Source organism: Rhodovulum adriaticum (assembly GCF_004345735.1).
GTDB lineage: Bacteria > Pseudomonadota > Alphaproteobacteria > Rhodobacterales > Rhodobacteraceae > Rhodovulum > Rhodovulum adriaticum.
The window spans coordinates 1-15,163 of the sequence record NZ_SLXL01000007.1 but is presented as its reverse complement, the minus strand read 5'-3'; the positions used below and the strand labels follow the sequence as shown (position 1 = coordinate 15,163).

The 15,163-nt window shown below is 63.0% G+C and carries 10 protein-coding genes; 2 read left to right on the top strand and 8 right to left on the bottom strand.

The window, feature by feature from the left end; all coding sequences use genetic code 11:
• Window positions 1-11: 11 nt before the first annotated feature.
• From EV656_RS10370 to EV656_RS10335, 8 genes are all read right to left on the bottom strand, one after another.
• Window positions 12-932, bottom strand: coding sequence for an ABC transporter permease (locus EV656_RS10370; protein WP_132603376.1), 921 nt, complete (start codon window positions 930-932; stop codon window positions 12-14).
• Window positions 932-1,831 (bottom strand): ABC transporter permease, encoded by a 900-nt coding sequence (locus tag EV656_RS10365; RefSeq protein WP_132603373.1) that lies wholly within the window; start codon window positions 1,829-1,831, stop codon window positions 932-934. The genes EV656_RS10370 and EV656_RS10365 overlap by 1 nt, the downstream gene beginning before the upstream one ends.
• The gene (locus EV656_RS10360; protein WP_132603370.1) at window positions 1,828-2,415 is read right to left on the bottom strand and encodes an ANTAR domain-containing response regulator; all 588 of its coding nucleotides are present in this window, start codon (window positions 2,413-2,415) and stop codon (window positions 1,828-1,830) included. Before EV656_RS10360 ends, EV656_RS10365 begins: the two co-directional genes overlap by 4 nt.
• A complete protein-coding gene (locus EV656_RS10355; RefSeq protein WP_132603367.1) occupies window positions 2,412-3,548 on the bottom strand; it encodes a transporter substrate-binding domain-containing protein in 1,137 nt (378 codons plus the stop codon). The genes EV656_RS10360 and EV656_RS10355 overlap by 4 nt, the downstream gene beginning before the upstream one ends.
• 1,055 nt (window positions 3,549-4,603) lie before the next feature.
• Complete coding sequence (locus EV656_RS10350) at window positions 4,604-6,229, bottom strand: TniQ family protein (protein ID WP_132603364.1); 1,626 nt, start codon at window positions 6,227-6,229, stop codon at window positions 4,604-4,606.
• Between the two features lie 2 nt (window positions 6,230-6,231).
• The gene (locus EV656_RS10345) at window positions 6,232-7,191 is read right to left on the bottom strand and encodes a TniB family NTP-binding protein (RefSeq protein ID WP_132603361.1); all 960 of its coding nucleotides are present in this window, start codon (window positions 7,189-7,191) and stop codon (window positions 6,232-6,234) included.
• Between the two features lie 2 nt (window positions 7,192-7,193).
• Window positions 7,194-9,347: a Mu transposase C-terminal domain-containing protein gene (locus EV656_RS10340; RefSeq protein WP_132603358.1), complete on the bottom strand. Its 2,154-nt coding sequence runs from the start codon at window positions 9,345-9,347 to the stop codon at window positions 7,194-7,196.
• Window positions 9,347-10,021: a PDDEXK family nuclease gene (locus EV656_RS10335; RefSeq protein WP_132603355.1), complete on the bottom strand. Its 675-nt coding sequence runs from the start codon at window positions 10,019-10,021 to the stop codon at window positions 9,347-9,349. Before EV656_RS10335 ends, EV656_RS10340 begins: the two co-directional genes overlap by 1 nt.
• A gap of 1,396 nt (window positions 10,022-11,417) precedes the next feature.
• Here EV656_RS10335 and cas9 point away from each other — a divergent pair.
• Both cas9 and EV656_RS10325 read left to right on the top strand, forming a co-directional pair.
• Window positions 11,418-14,702, top strand: a complete 3,285-nt coding sequence (gene cas9 / locus EV656_RS10330) for a type II CRISPR RNA-guided endonuclease Cas9 (protein WP_132603351.1) — start codon at window positions 11,418-11,420, stop codon at window positions 14,700-14,702.
• 42 nt (window positions 14,703-14,744) lie between these two features.
• A partial coding sequence (locus tag EV656_RS10325) for a CRISPR-associated endonuclease Cas1 (protein ID WP_341799020.1) occupies window positions 14,745-15,163 on the top strand: 419 nt, incomplete at its 3' end.

Here is a 15,163-nt window from a genome sequence, read left to right as displayed (position 1 = left end):
TCTCCTGTTGGTCATTTCAGTTTGATCCGCGGGTCCACCAGCGGCGCGATAAGGTCCGCCAGCAGGTTCCCGAGAACGATGAAACAGGCCGACACCAGCGTGACCCCCATGATGATGGGAATGTCCACGCGCTGGATCGCCTGCCAGGCCAGCTGGCCGATACCGGGCCAGCCGAAAACGCTTTCCACGACGACGATGCCGGACATGAACAGCCCGATATCAATGCCGATCATGGCGATGATGGGCAGGATCGCGTTGGGCGCGACATGGCGCAGGATGATGCGCAACCGGCCCAGCCCCTTGGCGCGCGCCGTGCGCACATAGTCCTGTGCCAGAACGTCGATCATCGAGCTGCGCATCATGCGCGAATACCAGCCGGTCCCCAAGAGCCCGATGGTAATCGCCGGCAGCACCAGGTGGCCGAAGGTGCCGTAGCCCCCGATCGGGAACCAGCCCAACTGCACCGCAAAGACATAGAGCAGCAGGATGCCCACCACGAATTGCGGGGCCGAGATGGTGACGAAGGAAAACACCATCAGCGACTGGTCGACTGCGGAATTGCGCTTCAGCGCTGCGACGGCCCCGATGGTCAGCCCGATGATCAGTTCAACCACGATGGCCGCCAGCATCAAGAGCAGCGTTGCCGGCATCCGCGCGGCGATCAGTTCCGAAACCTCTGTGCGTTGCAGGTAGGACCGACCCAGATCACCCTGCAGGAGATTGCCCAGATAGCGCAGATACTGGATGTGGAATGGCTGATCCAGGCCCAGTTGCGCGCGGATATTCGCGACCGTTTCGGCGGTGGCCGAGCGCCCGGCAATCTGGCGCGCTGGATCGGCCGGGACCAGATACAGCAGGGCGAAGGTGACCAGGCTGATCCCCAGCAGGATCAGCAGGGATTCCCCGAGGCGGCGGATGACATAGGCCCACATCAGTGCCGCCCTTTCAGTCTGGGATCGAGGGTATCGCGCAAGGCGTCCCCCAGCAGGTTGAACGACAACGCCAGCAGGACGATGGCGATGCCGGGAAAGAACACCAGCCAGGGCGCGTTCGCGAAATAGGTCTGGTTCTCGAAGATGATGTTGCCCCAGGAGGGGGTGGGGGGCTGCACGCCGACGCCGAGATAGCTGAGCGTGGCCTCCAAGAGCACGGTGGTGGAAATCCCCAGCGTGCCGAACACGATGATCGAATACACCAGATGCGGCAGGATATGCCGGCCCAGGATGCGGAAGGTCGAGGCACCCATGGCACGCTGCACGTCGATGAATTCGCGTTGTGCCAGACTGCGGGTCTCGGTGTAGATGACGCGCGCCATCTGCACCCAGTTCACCATCGCGATCACCAGCGCCACGATCAGCAGCGAGGGCTTGAAGATCGCGGCCAAAACGATGGCCAGCAGCAGCGCGGGAAAGGCCATCATCAGGTCGGTGAACCGCATCAGAATGCCGCCGATCCAACCACCGAAATAGCCTGCGGTAATCCCCACGGTCGCGCCCAGCAGGACGGCGATGCCATTCGCCAGAACCCCGATGATCAGAGAGGTCTGGGTGCCCAGGATCAACCGCGAAAACAGATCGCGCCCCAACAGGTCCGTACCCAGCCAGAATTCCGACGAGGGCGGCAACGGCGCGCCCTCCAGGCTGAGGCCGTCGAACATCTGGTTGTTTGGATTATAGGGCATGATCCACGGCGCCAGGACGGCCGCCCCCACCATCGTCAGGATGACGATCAGCGCAAAGGCCGAGCGCGGCCGGCGCAGCAGCCGGACCAGGACTGAACCGCGGCCGCCGCGCGACGGGTCGGATTTAACCGGTATGCTTGCGTCGCTCATGCCCGGCCTTCCGACATACGGTCACCGCGGGCGTTCAGCACCAGCAGGGCCGCGTCTTCCAGGGCGACGCGTTCGACCATGGCCAGGGTCCGCAGTTTCTTCAGCGCGCCCATCTCGTCCACATCGTGGGAGGCCATGATTTCGATCACCGCCTGCACCAGTACATGGCGCATGCCGGCCCGGCGGGCGGTCTCTGCATCGCGCTCGCGCTGTCGCTGGCGCTCGGCCCACTTGGCCGCGGCGATGACCAGCGACGAATAGACCAGTTCCGGCGCGGCCTCGGACAGGAAGGCATCCAGGTTCTGACGCAGCGCCCAGGCCAGCCGCCCGGGGCTTTCGGAACGGACCACGCCGATCACCGGCGTCGGCGCGTGTCCCGGTTCCCAGGGCAATTGCGCGTCATGCCCCATGTCGATGTCCACGAAGAGGACATCCATGGGGGCCTCTGGCAGGTCCGGCCAATGGCCCTGGACCGTCAGACCCAACACATCCAGGCGGGCGGCCAACCGCGCGCGCACGGTTTCGGTCGGGTGCAGCACCACCGCGCGGCGACCGGTGAAGTTCAGATCAAGCATAGCTGTCATGACACGATCCTCAGGTCGGGTTTGCGTTCCCTCGGTCCGGGCGGGGGCACGCGGGTCAGGTAGGGGTCCGGATCCACCTGGATCGTGCTGCCGGGAATGATTTCGAACGTCCCGTTGCGTAGCCTTGCCATGCGCGGCACAAGACTGGTGTGACGCGTTACGGGGTCGATCCGGGTTGGCCCCAGGACCGTGTTCAGCTCGCGCCCGGATACGGCGTCGAAAACCGCCCGCGGGTCGTCATTCCCGACCTCAGCGATCCCTTGCGCCAGCAGCCGAATAGCCATGTAGGCGGTCGCGAAATTGCAAGACGCCCGGTAATCCGGCCCGAAGGTCTGGGCGATCCGGCTGCGGAAAGCGATGTTCTCAGGGGTTTCGATCCCCTCGAACCACGCGGAAATCGACAGCATGCCGTCGGCGGCATCACCCAGTTCGTCCAGATCCGCTTCGGTCTGGTTGGCGCTGACCACCTGGCAGTCGGCCCCCGACAGGCCCAAAGCGGCCAGCCGATGCATGAAGGCATGGTTGGAGGGCCCGATCAGGCTGTTGACGATGACATCCGGCCGGCACGCCTCGATTTCCTGTATCAGATGCGCGCACTCGGTTTCGCCCAAGGGAACGAACCGCTCTGCCGCGATGTCCACACCGGCCGCGGCCAGCCTTTCGCGGGCGACGCGCAGCGTTTCCCAGCCCCAGACATAGTTCGACCCGACCAGCACCGCACGGCGGGGCCGGTCCTGCAGAACGTGATCGACGAGCGGCACCAGATGCTGATTTGGACAGGCGCCTAGATAGACGACATGGTCGTTGCACTCGAACCCTTCATAGGGGCAAGGATACCACAGCATCGCCCCGTGCCGCTCCAGCACCGGGATCATGTCCTTGCGCGACCACGAGGTGATCCCGCCCACGATATGCCGCACCCCGCTTTCGCGCAGCAGGTCCAGCGCACATTGTTCATAGAGATTCGGAACGCCCTTGGGATCGCGTATCACCGGCTCTATGAAAACGCTGCCCTCGGCATTGATCTCCTCGATCGCCATCGAGGCGCCGTCCCATGCGGACCGGCCCAGCGCCGCGTAGGGGCCCGTGGTCGAGAAGAGTAGACCGATCCGATGTAGAGAAGCTTTGTGCATCTTGCCCCCGACCCGATCAACAAAAAAGGCCCCTTGCCTCACCGAAGGAGGCTAGGGGCCCAATTGCCGTCATCACGTTTGAACCAACCGTAGCGACGAAATCCGCATGGCGGCAAGCGCTTCTTGCGCCGGCGGGATCAGCACAGACACTCGTGCACAGAAAATGCACACGGCGCCTGCTTTGTGGGCGGTTCCGGGATTTCCGTGCAGCGATCCGGTCATCCAAGCCCAGATTCCCACCCTGCGCATCACAGCCAGCAGGGGAAAGCGGGGCGGGCCGCGCCCTGCTCTATGTCGCACAGGCGGCGGAGCAAGAACGAAGAGTCACCTGACGAAAGACGTGATCACCCGGGCTTCGGGCCGGACGGTATAGGCGACCCGCTGCCCATCGGTCTGTTCGACGAGGAGGTCGATGTAATGGGTCCGAACAACACCATCGGCGTCATGCCGCGCACCTCGCGGGCGGTGGGGATCTCTCTGCCCGGGCGGGCGTCGACGAAGGGAATTCGGGCCATGGTATGTCCTTTCCAGCAGCGCGGTGCCGCCGCCAGCGCGACGGCACCGCGCGACCGCCTTGGGGGCGGCCGGTGGTTTCGTGAAAGGACCCGGGTCTTGGGCAGAGAGGAAGCAGGAGCGGGGCGGCCCGTCAATGCCCCGGCCCGGCTGGTGGGCGCCCAAGGGCGCCCCGAGGCCACGATTCAGCAAGGCATTGTTTTTAGGTTATATTTTCGAAAGCACGCGCGCCAGTGGCAAGCAATCGTGTGTCAAAATGGCAGATAACCCCCGAAATGGCAGATTTTCGGTGGGTGGGACAGACAGTGTCCGACCCACGAAAACGCTGCCATCCACACCAGAGGGCGGCGCACAGGGAATTGATTTATATGGATTATTTATCAATCCAGCCCGCAGAACCCATCAGAACTTCCATTTTACACGCGGTTGTCTGCCATCGATTTTCTCAAAAAAATTGCCGCCAGATGGCGGCGGCAAAGATATGGGCCTGGGAAAGGGTCAGGCGCGGGTTCGGGCGGCTCAGCAAAGCCGAGGTGATTCCCCTATAAAGCCGAGGTGATTCCCCTATATCTGTTCCGGTAGGCAGAAATCGCCGTGTCTTTCGGAAGATCGGTCTCCGACGGCCCCGCCTCCAGCATGCCGGGCCAGTTGAGATTGCCCGCGGCGGCTTTCACCTCTTCCGGATCCACGAGAATGCCCTCGAACCCGCGGGTGCCAGCCAGTCGCACGACGCGCCGGAGATAGCCATCGAGCAGATCGGGCAGGATGAACCTGAGTTCCTTGTGGATTCTTTCGGCACATTTCGCGAGGGTTAGCATCCCCGGGGGCGCAACCTCGACTTCCGGGCCGATCCGCGCAAGACGCGCCATCAGCGCCTCGACGTCGTGAAGGTGTACCGCCTTTCCAAGTCGCCCAACCGCCCGGGCATCGGCCTCGCTGAGAGGCACGAGAATGCGCATTGAAACCAGACAACTCACGATGGGCCGTGATGCGCGTAGATAATCCGGCAGGGCGGACACCGGTACCGCGTCCTTAATCTCTTTGGCGACCCGCACGGCAACATCATGGTCGAGGACGATCGAGCAGGCCGGGACGTCTTTCATTTCCGGCTTGATGAGTCCTTTGGAAACCAACAGGTTCCGAAGCGTGCGCGTATCGACGAGCTCAGTCTTGGCAATGCTTGCAATGCTCGATTTGCGTGGCTGCAGGATCACCTCGCCAAGCAGGTTCTGGCCGGGCATCAAGTCCATGTTTTCGATAATGAATGCGCGCAGCAGGTCCCGAATGGGGCCGGGATCGTTGCGCAAGTTGCTGCTGGAAAGCCAGAGGTAGAGCCCGCCGAACACGGCCCGCCGCGACGACAGCGCCGTGCCCCGGGCGATCGCATTATCCAGGAGGTCCTGGAACGCCGCGCAGACCCCTTCCTCTCCGTCCCGCATGTGGGGCCACGCTACGGCGATCGCCGCCTCGCGGTCATCGGGTGTCATGTCCGCGGGTTTCCGTCTCGGGCCGTAAGCGCAGACAAGACCCAGCATCTCGGTGGCGCGGGCGACCTGATCGATCCCCTGCCGATCAAGCCATGCAGGACCAGCATCGCCTTCCAGGCGCGCGAGGACATAGGACTGGAGTTCGGACGGGGCGCGCGGCGGGCGGGATTTCGCCAGGGAGGCAAGGGCGGCGCCGGTTTCGGGGACCAGCGCCTGCAGCTCGTGGGTGACGTCGTCCCAAGCCCCGGCCTTGCGCTCCACCAGGGCCAGGCCATGCCGGGGGCAGGTCCGCACCGGCGCGAGCATCCAGGCCAGCCGCAAGCGTCGGGCAGCGTGCGGCGGCAGGTCCGACGCCTCGTCCTCGGCCAGGCAGGCCGGGCAGAAGCGGGTCGCCTTTCCCACGGTGATATCCGCGTAGAATTCTTCGCCACGCAGGCCGAAGCGACGGTTACCAAGACGGGTGATGCTGTTGCGACGGACCGGTTCGGGGTCCTGCCCGACGATCTCGCACAGGCGGGTGATCGCGTCATCGGCCCCGCCCCGGAGCGCCATGAGGTCGATCCCGAGGTCATTGAGAAAGGGGACCAGCCGGCCCCCGGTGTGGAACGCCGCCAGGCGCGCCGCCCAGGAAAGCGGGGTCTCGTCCTCGGCGAAAGGCAGGAAGGGGGAAAGCCGGGCCATGGTCACCCCCGCCGCTTGCGATTGTGGACCCCAGCGGGGGACTCTTCACCGTCGAGCGTGATCGCCCGCCAGTCCTCCACGAGGAAGATGTTGCGGTCTGGCGGGCACCCTTCCTGCATGGCCCAGGCCTGCGCGAAGGCCTGCACGTCGACCTGCGGTGCCCCGTCCTCGAGCGCCCGTTCGATCGCCGCGACGATCAATTCCACGCAGCGGCCGAACCGGTACCGCGCCCCGTGAAACAGCCGATCCATGATGTCGTCCTCTTCCGGGGGCTCCAGATCGGCGCGGCGGCAATAGTCCTCCAGCACCGAGGTGAAGAGGTCCCGATCAACTTCGGACGCGATGGGCGGCAGGTGGATTGCGGAGAACCGGCGCTTGACCTGGGGGTCGCTGCGGATGATCTCGGACAGCTGCTCGGTGCCCGAGAGGATCACGATCACGGCATGCTCGCCCTGCATCAGGGTCTTGATGGCCCGCAAGATCAGGTTCCGGTCCGCGCAGAAGAGGTCATGCGCCTCGTCGATCCAGAGCACCGATACCCCCAGCATCCGCAGCCGGTTGCGCAGAACCTGCCACATGTTCCAGGCTTCCCGGCGCCCCGACACCTCCGGGTAGCCGCTCCGCTCGAGCAGTTCGAGGGTCATGCACTTGAACGTGGCAGGGCTGGGCACGATGCCGGAAAGATAGAACGGCGCCTCGCGCCCGGTGCCCGCCAGCACCGGATGGCGGGCCAGGCTGCGGTCCACGAGGGTGGATTTTCCACCCCCGGGTCCATCGACGACCATGATGCCGCGGGTTTCGCCGGTCCGCGTGAAACGGCGTGCCTCAGGCAGGAGATTGCCGTCCACATCGCGCTTCAGCAGCCGGTCGAGGTGGGACGCGAATTCCGCGTCCCGAGAGGTCTTGATGTGCAGGTTCCGCAGGGTGGCGAGGATTTGCTCGATTTCGCGAGGGGTCTTCACGCTCAGTCCTCCTCGATCGAGAAACCGGTCTCACCGCCCTTGCGGCGCTTGCGGGGCGCCGGCCGCTTGGCCTTTGCCTTGGCGGGAGCTGCGGGCTCCACCGGGTCGGGGAGGATGCTGCCAACGCCGTTTTCCGCCTTGCGGGGCTTGGGGCTGTCGCCGACCTCGAAGCCGATGAACAGGCGCTTTTCCTCCCGCTCGATCCGCTCGTGGCTCCAGTCCTCGACCAGAAGGCCGGTCAGCGCCATCGCGCCTTCGTTGCGCCGGGTGATGTCCTTGATCGCCGCGTGCACGATCTCACGCTCGATCAGCTTGCCCTTCGGCTTGCGGCTGCGCGCGGTGCGGCAGGCCGTCATCCAGGTCTGCGCCGGAACACCGTCCAGCCCGTCTTCGACGGCGGGCACCCCGAACCACTCCTTGCCAAGGCAGACCTCGATCGTCCCGATATCCTTGGGATGCCAGCGGACCGGCACGGTGTGCGGGCCCTTGGCGATCATGGCCTGCCCCAGGCGTTCGGAATGGTACCGGACCCCAAGGATGGTGATGCCCTCCTTGTCGAGAACGCGGGCCATGCGGCGCCCGAAGACCAGGCGCATGCGGCGCATGTCCGGCGGCGGCTGAACGCCCCATTGCTTTTCGAGACGCTTCCAGCATGCGGCCGGGGTTTCCCCGCCGAGGCCATCATGCGGCATGTTGTGATAGATATCGACCACCCAGCGGACCAGGGCGAAGGTCAGATCCTCGACCGTCAACGCGGCCCGCTTGGCCGGGTCGCTGTCCCCCTTGGTGGCGACATCCGAGAAGGTCCGGCCACTGAGACGCGGAAGCAGATGCATCGACATGGTGTTGAACACGCGCTCGATCCGCCCCCGGAGTTCGGGAAAGCCGGCCACGGTGATTTCCGACGCGATACCCAAATCACTGCAGGCGAACCTGAAGAGCTCCGAATTGAAGGCGCGGCCGGCATCGGTAACGATCAGTTCGGGCAGCCCCGACATGCTCCAGAACCCAAGGGCCCCGACGGCGTCGGACCAGCGTCCCTTGTCCGAGACGACCATCTCGAGGGTCTGGAGCGCGGCCTCCGCGCCAGGAGTACGGCTCATCGTCATCCCGACGATGCACCGGGTCGTCGCGCACATCGCAACGGTCAGGAACCAGCGGCTCTTCTTCCCGTCCAGCCCCAGGGCCTGAAGCTCCTCCTCCGACAGCAGGTCGACCAGCCCGGTCGAGTGCATGAGGGAGATCAGGTCGATCGTCCACTCGTCGATTTCGACGCGCTCGAGGGGACGGGTCAACTCGATCCCGGCACCAACTGGGCGGAACTTTTTGCGCGCTGCACCTTCCCCCTTCCGCGCCCGCTCGACCGCGTAGGCATCGAGGCTGTGGATCGCACGGCGCACGGTTTCCCGGCTGGGAATGGTCAGGGGCGGACGCCCCTCTTTCTGCCGCTCGGCATTGTGCACCGTGAAGGCGCCGATAACGTTTTCATGGACCTGTTTCTGGCTCAGGCGTTCTTCGCCGAGGTACCGGCGAACCTCCTTCATCATCAGCCCCTGCTCCTCGGGGGCCAGCTGACGTCCGCGATTACCCTTCCGGTGCATGGCGTCGACAAGACCGCCTTCACCAAATTCCTCGTAGGCCTTGACCCAGGCACGCAGGGTACGGGCCGAAGGCGCATTGGCGAGATTGGCGGACCAACCGGGCTTGTCCTTGCCCGAAGGGTTGAGGTTCCGGGCCGCGTAGCCCATCGCGGTCCCTTTCAGGGCAAGCGTGCTGGCCGTGATGGACGCATCGGTGCGCTTGAGCAGACCTTTCCGCTCCAGCTCGAGAAACGCCTGCACATAGGCGCTCCGCTTGACCAGACGCGCGCGCTGCATCTCGCCGAGCGTCGCGATCAGCGGCGCGGCCACCCTCAGGCGACGAGCCGCAGAATCCGGGTGATAGTAGCGGTGATCGACGCGAATGCGCCCCATGTTACCCAGGCGGCTGAGCTGTTCATGCGAGAAGTCCTGGGACAACTGCGCGCCATCCACCATCGTGAGAACATAGCCGTCCTCCTTCTCGTAGGTCATGCGCCAGGCCTCGCCATTGATGGTGATGCGGTCGAACGCACCGAAGGCATAGCGCGCGCCTTCCGGGTTGAATTCGATATCCATCAGACAAGCCCTCCCTTGAAGACCTGCGCAGCCGGGCGGATCCGTTCATGGTTCACCAACCGCAGATGGCCCGACCGGATGAGGCGCACGAGGGCGCGGAAGCCACGCGCCTCCAGGGCGATTTCGTCGGCGAGCCGCGCCAGCGGGGCGATCCCGCGCAGGTCGCCGACGATCTTCCGTGCAGCTGCATCCGCCTCGGGGTCGGGCTGCCGCACCGAGTGGAGAAGCTTGGCGTTGAACCGCTCGGTCTGGTCGAAATCCTTGTCGGTGAGCAGGCGAAGGTCGTTTGCGAACCCGCTCGCACGGATCTGCCGTGCCACCTGGCGTACCTCGTCGAGAAACCGCTCCGAAACCCGTGCTTCGGGCCGGACGGTATAGGCGACCCGCTGCCCGTCGGTCTGCTCGACGAGGAAGTCGATGTAATGGGTCCGAACAACACCATCGGCGTCATGCCACTCGAACGCGACCTGCTCATGGATCTTCGCAGTTTCCGGGCGGGACGCCAGGCACAGGCAGCAAGTGAACTCGGTATGGCTTTCGGTCCGCACGACCCGGCCGGGACCGTCCCCGAGAACGATCTGGCCGGTGAAGTGGAACCGCGTGCCCCACGGCACCTTCCGCTGTGCGAGACTGGGATCGGGCAGCTGAATGCCCTCGATCAGATTGTGAGACATGGTGTTCTCCTCATCAGATTAATCCGCCTGCCGCCCGGGATTGGGCGGCGGCAAAAATCGTCAGCGCGCCGGAATGATGACGTGTGGCAGCCGACCGCGACGCGATCCGGCAGGCCGGTGATCCGGCACACGCCACCCGGATCCCGGTTGCATCCGGGACCTGGGTGAACGGTCTGTGAGGGCAGTCGGCGTTGAAATCCGGAGCCGGATTTGCTATATCCCGAACAGCTTAGTGGGGTTGGTTCCGACCTGCCCTGGTTTTGAAGCACTCGGTCCGTTGGAGCGGATCGAGTGTTTTCTTTTTCGGCTCTAACTCGTCATCGATATCCTCCTTTCGCGCGCTTGCCTGCGCCTTGGTCCAGATCGCCGGGTCCCTTCACGACCGGCTGTCGGGACTTAGCGCCAAATGTTCGGCATTTAAAGTTTTTCGCCATATTTTTCATATGTTTGCGAAAATAGCCTATTCTTTACCTCTTCGCTCTTGGAAGGACGTGCCGATAGCCATAGATATAGCCCCCCGCTTTTTCTCACCCCACAACCACTCCCGGATCTGCGGCCCCAAACGCCTTCTGACGCACACGGCAAAAAAGATGCGAAAACGCGTCCCAGCCGGATCGGCGTCAAGAAATCTCACCGCGCATGACGCATCCGGCCCGAGAATCACTCGGCTCCAAGACCGCCCGCAGGGCTTTGCCCCCGACTCGGTTCGATCGATTTTCTGTGTGGGAGTCGTGATCCCGCGCAGCCGATACCCGATCCGGAACGGATCAGCGTATCGGCGTGCCTATCAACCGCAGGGCGGTGGGCGTGGTATTCAGGATCAACTTCATGCCGAACCACATGGGTCATCGAAAGGCGGCCTTCAACACGCTGACAATGCAAAAAACTGTGTCAGGCGGTCGCAGGGGCACAAAAGGTAGCGGGAGGGACCGGGATGGCCCTGCGGCGTGTCAGGACGAGGCGCGGGTGTAGATTGGGGTCACTCGCGCCAACCTTGTTGAGGATAACCACGAACGTCGTGGAGGTCGGCAAGGCCGTTCGCCATTGAAAGGTTTCAAGTGCGGCCCATCGCGGGCAGCCTGATTTAGCATCTCAAGGTTGTCTCGGAGCCCTGCTCCCGACCCATGAGGAATCCCCGAATTGCATACAAGAAGCTCTTAGAGATCAGCATCCGCCACGGCCTGACCAGGTCCAGATCCAGATGGCATTCCCGCTCGAGCGGCGCTAACAGCCTGTCATTCTTTAAATATCTCAAGAATTGGGGCAGGCCGCAGCCTGCCCCTATGGTGTGGTCTAAACCTTATCGCGAGAAAGACCACGCCGCTTCTTCTGCTAGGGCTATAGAATAATTCAGTGTAACATGCCATGACAAGTCTAAAGTGATCGTGTGTGCGTTATGAAGCGTTTTGCATTTGATATTGGTTCTGGTTCTCTCGGGTGGGCAGTCTTCCGCATAGACGACAAAGGCCGAACCCCAACTGAGCTGCTCGACCTCGGAGCACGCATCTTCCCAACAGGCCGAGATCCTCAGTCGCGCGAGTCCAATGCGCTTGGACGTCGGTATCCGCGCCAGCAACGACGGCAGATCGACCGCAGAAAGAAGCGGGGAGTCGAACTGGAAGGGCGGCTCGTGGCGCACGGGCTGATGCCGCCAGCGGACGACGTCGAAGGGCGCGCCCGCTTCTTCCGGATCGATCCCTACCGCGCACGCGATCGCGTCGCCCGAGACCGAGCAGAGCTGCACGATCTCGGGCGAGCCATCTGGCACATGTCTAAGCACAGAGGGTTCAAGAGCAATCGCAAGGCCAATCGGACGAACGAGGACGACGCAGGCAAGATCGCGGATGCGGCAAAGGCACTTCGTGAGAAGCTGGCCGACACTGGCGCGCCAACGTACGGCGCATGGCTCGCAGAGCGTCATGGAAATGGCGACCCCGTTCGGATCAGGCCCGCAGGCGAGGGCGCCAAGATCAGCTATGACTTCTACCCGACGCGCGCCATGCTTGAAGCCGAGTTCGATCATATCTGGCGCATGCAGGCCCGGCACCATCCCAATCTGACCAAAGAGGCACGAGAAAAGATTCGGGACACGTTGTTTTTCCAACGGCCCCTGAAACCCGTAAAGCCAGGCCGCTGCACCTTCTTTCCAGACGATGAACGCCTCCCGAAATGGCATCCGCTGGCGCAGGAATTCCTGATTCTCCAGCAACTCAATATGATGCGGTTTCTGGACGAGAGGGGAGAGCTCCCTCTTGATCAGGAAAAGCGCGATCTTCTGATGAACCACCTGATGGCAGGCGAGAAGCTGACGTGGGCCGGCTTGCGAAGGACATTGAAGATTCCCGCGGGAACTGAGATCAATCTTGAAAAGGGCGGGCTGAAGGAGATTGCCCACAACGCCACTGCAGCGCGTCTCGCCGTCGGCACGAAAAAGAACCCTGCTCCTCTGGCCGATAGCTGGCACAAGATCGATCCACGACGCCGGTTGCTATTGCTCAAGATCTTGGCGGTCACTGCAAATCCCGAGCGCACGCGCGGCAGGCTGGAAAACTGGGTTGGGCTGGCTCCTGATGCCGCCGCAAATGTTGAAAAGGTCACCCTCCCGCCCGGCCACCTCATGCTCGGGCTGCGGGCCACGCGTGCGATTGTTCAGGCAATGCGCGAGGAGGTCATCGTCTACAGCGCTGCGATAGAGCGAGCTAGCGAGCGTGGTCTGTTCGGCGATGGCGTCGCCCTGCACCATTCTGACCTGCGATCGGAAGGCGATCCCGGGCTGCTGCGCCTGCCACGATATTACGAGCTAACGGCTCTTCAGCGAATGCTCGGCACAGGTACCGGAAATCCCGACGATCCGCCCGAAATCAGGTTCGGTAAGATCGCAAACCCGACGGTCCACATCGCACTAGGCCAGTTTCGGCGGGTCATGAACGCTCTCATTGACCGCTACGGCAAGCCGGATCAGGTCGTGATCGAGACCACACGCGACATGGCAAAATCCGCGCGCGAACTGAACGAGATTGACGCCGAGATCAGGAAGAACACAAAGCGCAACGACGCGTGGCGCGAGGAGCTGGAGGAAGGTGGCATCCTCGCCCCGCGGGCGCGAGCGGGCGACCGGTTCATGCGGATGCGCCTCTGGGAGGAGTTGGGCAAGACGCCTGCCGACCGCCTTTGCCCTTATTCGGGCAAACCCATCAGCCTTACACAACTCCACTCCGACGAGGTCGAGATTGACCATATCCTGCCTTTCGAGGATACGTTCGACGACAGCCCTGCCAACAAAACCGTCTGCTTCCGTGCCGCAAACCGGATTAAGCGCAAGCGCGCGCCCGGCGACGCCTGGTCAGGCGAGGAACTTAACGCTATCATCGAGCGTGTGAAGGGGGCGCCGGGGATGGCGAGGAAACTGTGGCGTTTCCTGCCCGGAGCCCTGCACAAGTGGCAGGAGCAAAGGGGCTTCGAAGACCGGCAACTGCACGCGACCGGATATCTGGCAAAGGTGGTGCGCGCCTATGCCGAGGCGCTGTTCCCGAAGGACGGAACCTCGAACATCTGGATGCCTACAGGGCGAATGACAGCAATGCTGCGACGACGGTGGTTCCGAAACCTTCCAGGCCACAACGCGAAAACCCGTGACGATCACCGCCACCACGCCCTCGATGCCGCTGTAGTTGGCGTAATCGACCGGCGCACGATCCAGATGTTACAGACCCAGGCGCGCCGGCACGGGACAGAAGAACTAGACCGCCTCCTTCCTGACCCACCCGAGCCGTTCCCCGAATATCGCGATCAAGTGCTGGCGAGGGTTGCCAAGCTCAATGTCAGCCACCGTCCGGACCGGCCCATCACGAAACGCGAGGCAATGGCCCGACGGGAGAGGGGTGAGAAGCACATTCCTAGCACAGTGAATGGACGCCTTCACGAAGACAACGCTTATGGGATTGTCCAAGACAATCCCGAGAACCAAGCGGCTCGGACAATAGGGAACCTGGTTAAACGCAAGCCCGTGATCGATCTCTCAAAGGACGAAATCGGACAAGTCCGAGACGAACGGCTTCGACAAGAGCTCCTGAATGCCACTGAAGGCAAACGCGATGACAAAAAGGCGCGCGAAGCTGCTTTGAGGGAGTGGAGTGATCGTACGGGCCATCAGCGCATCCGACTTCTAGTTATGGACAATACAGCAATGCCGGTTGATGGCAGGATGGGCCACCCCCGCGAGAATGAACCTTACAAGTGGTTGATTCCCGGAGAGAACGCCTTTGTCGACATTCTGGAAAGCCCGGACGGGCGGTGGTTTCACCATGGAACGCGGGTCTGGGAGGCCGCGTCTTGCAAAGATAGGCAATGGAAAGAAGTCTACCCAGAAGCCCGCCTAATAATGCGACTCTACAAGTACGACACTTTGCAGTTGTTCCAGTGGGATCCCAAGGAAAAGGCGGTGATCCCTGGCACGAACACGATCAAGGTTGTTCGCTCCATTCCAGACAGCCCCACCAACAAGAATGTGCGTTTGGTCGGCGCAAACCTTGCTATCCCCTTCAGCGATCGCGACAAGCAACGCGACGGAGAACAAGGATGGGAAGCTGTGGCCTATGATGTTTTGCGGAAACGCCGTGCGCGACGGGTACGCGTTGATGAATTGGGGCGGGTGAGGATCGTGCCGCACGGAGTGATCTGATCATCAGGCCAGCCTGTCGGGCTCCACCAAAAGGAGGTCGTCATGGTTGGACGCATTGTGGAACTGAGCCGCACGGGGCTTGCCGTGCACAAGCGCCGCGGGTTTCTCGCGGTCGATGAAGGCGGAACCGAAGCGGGACGCATCGGCCTTGCGGACATTGAGGCGGTGCTGGCCGCTAGCCCTGGGTTGATGTGGTCTAACACCGCCCTGTCCGAACTTGCAGCGCGGCAAGTGCCCGTCATGGTGCTCGGGCCCGCCTTCACGCCCGTGGCTGTAGTTCTACCGTTGAACGGTCATCATGCCCAAGCCGAGAGATTTCGCGCGCAGGCCGAGGCGACATTGCCCATGCGCAAACAGGCTTGGGCCGTAAGCCCCCGGTTTTTACCGCAGCGGCTGGTCCTTGACGCGGGCGATGATGTCGGGTTCGGCGACGAAGTCTTCGAGGAAGCTGTGCCACTCTT

Excerpts from the sequence above, each read along its gene's own strand:
- EV656_RS10370 (WP_132603376.1), bottom strand. The coding sequence starts at position 932 with ATGTGGGCCTATGTCATCCGCCGCCTCGGGGAATCCCTGCTGATCCTG.
- EV656_RS10340 (WP_132603358.1), bottom strand. The coding sequence starts at position 9,347 with ATGGATATCGAATTCAACCCGGAAGGCGCGCGCTATGCCTTCGGTGCG.
- cas9 (WP_132603351.1), top strand. The coding sequence starts at position 11,418 with ATGAAGCGTTTTGCATTTGATATTGGTTCTGGTTCTCTCGGGTGGGCA.
- EV656_RS10350 (WP_132603364.1), bottom strand. The coding sequence starts at position 6,229 with ATGGCCCGGCTTTCCCCCTTCCTGCCTTTCGCCGAGGACGAGACCCCG.
- EV656_RS10355 (WP_132603367.1), bottom strand. The coding sequence starts at position 3,548 with ATGCACAAAGCTTCTCTACATCGGATCGGTCTACTCTTCTCGACCACG.
- EV656_RS10365 (WP_132603373.1), bottom strand. The coding sequence starts at position 1,831 with ATGAGCGACGCAAGCATACCGGTTAAATCCGACCCGTCGCGCGGCGGC.
- EV656_RS10360 (WP_132603370.1), bottom strand. The coding sequence starts at position 2,415 with ATGACAGCTATGCTTGATCTGAACTTCACCGGTCGCCGCGCGGTGGTG.
- EV656_RS10335 (WP_132603355.1), bottom strand. The coding sequence starts at position 10,021 with ATGTCTCACAATCTGATCGAGGGCATTCAGCTGCCCGATCCCAGTCTC.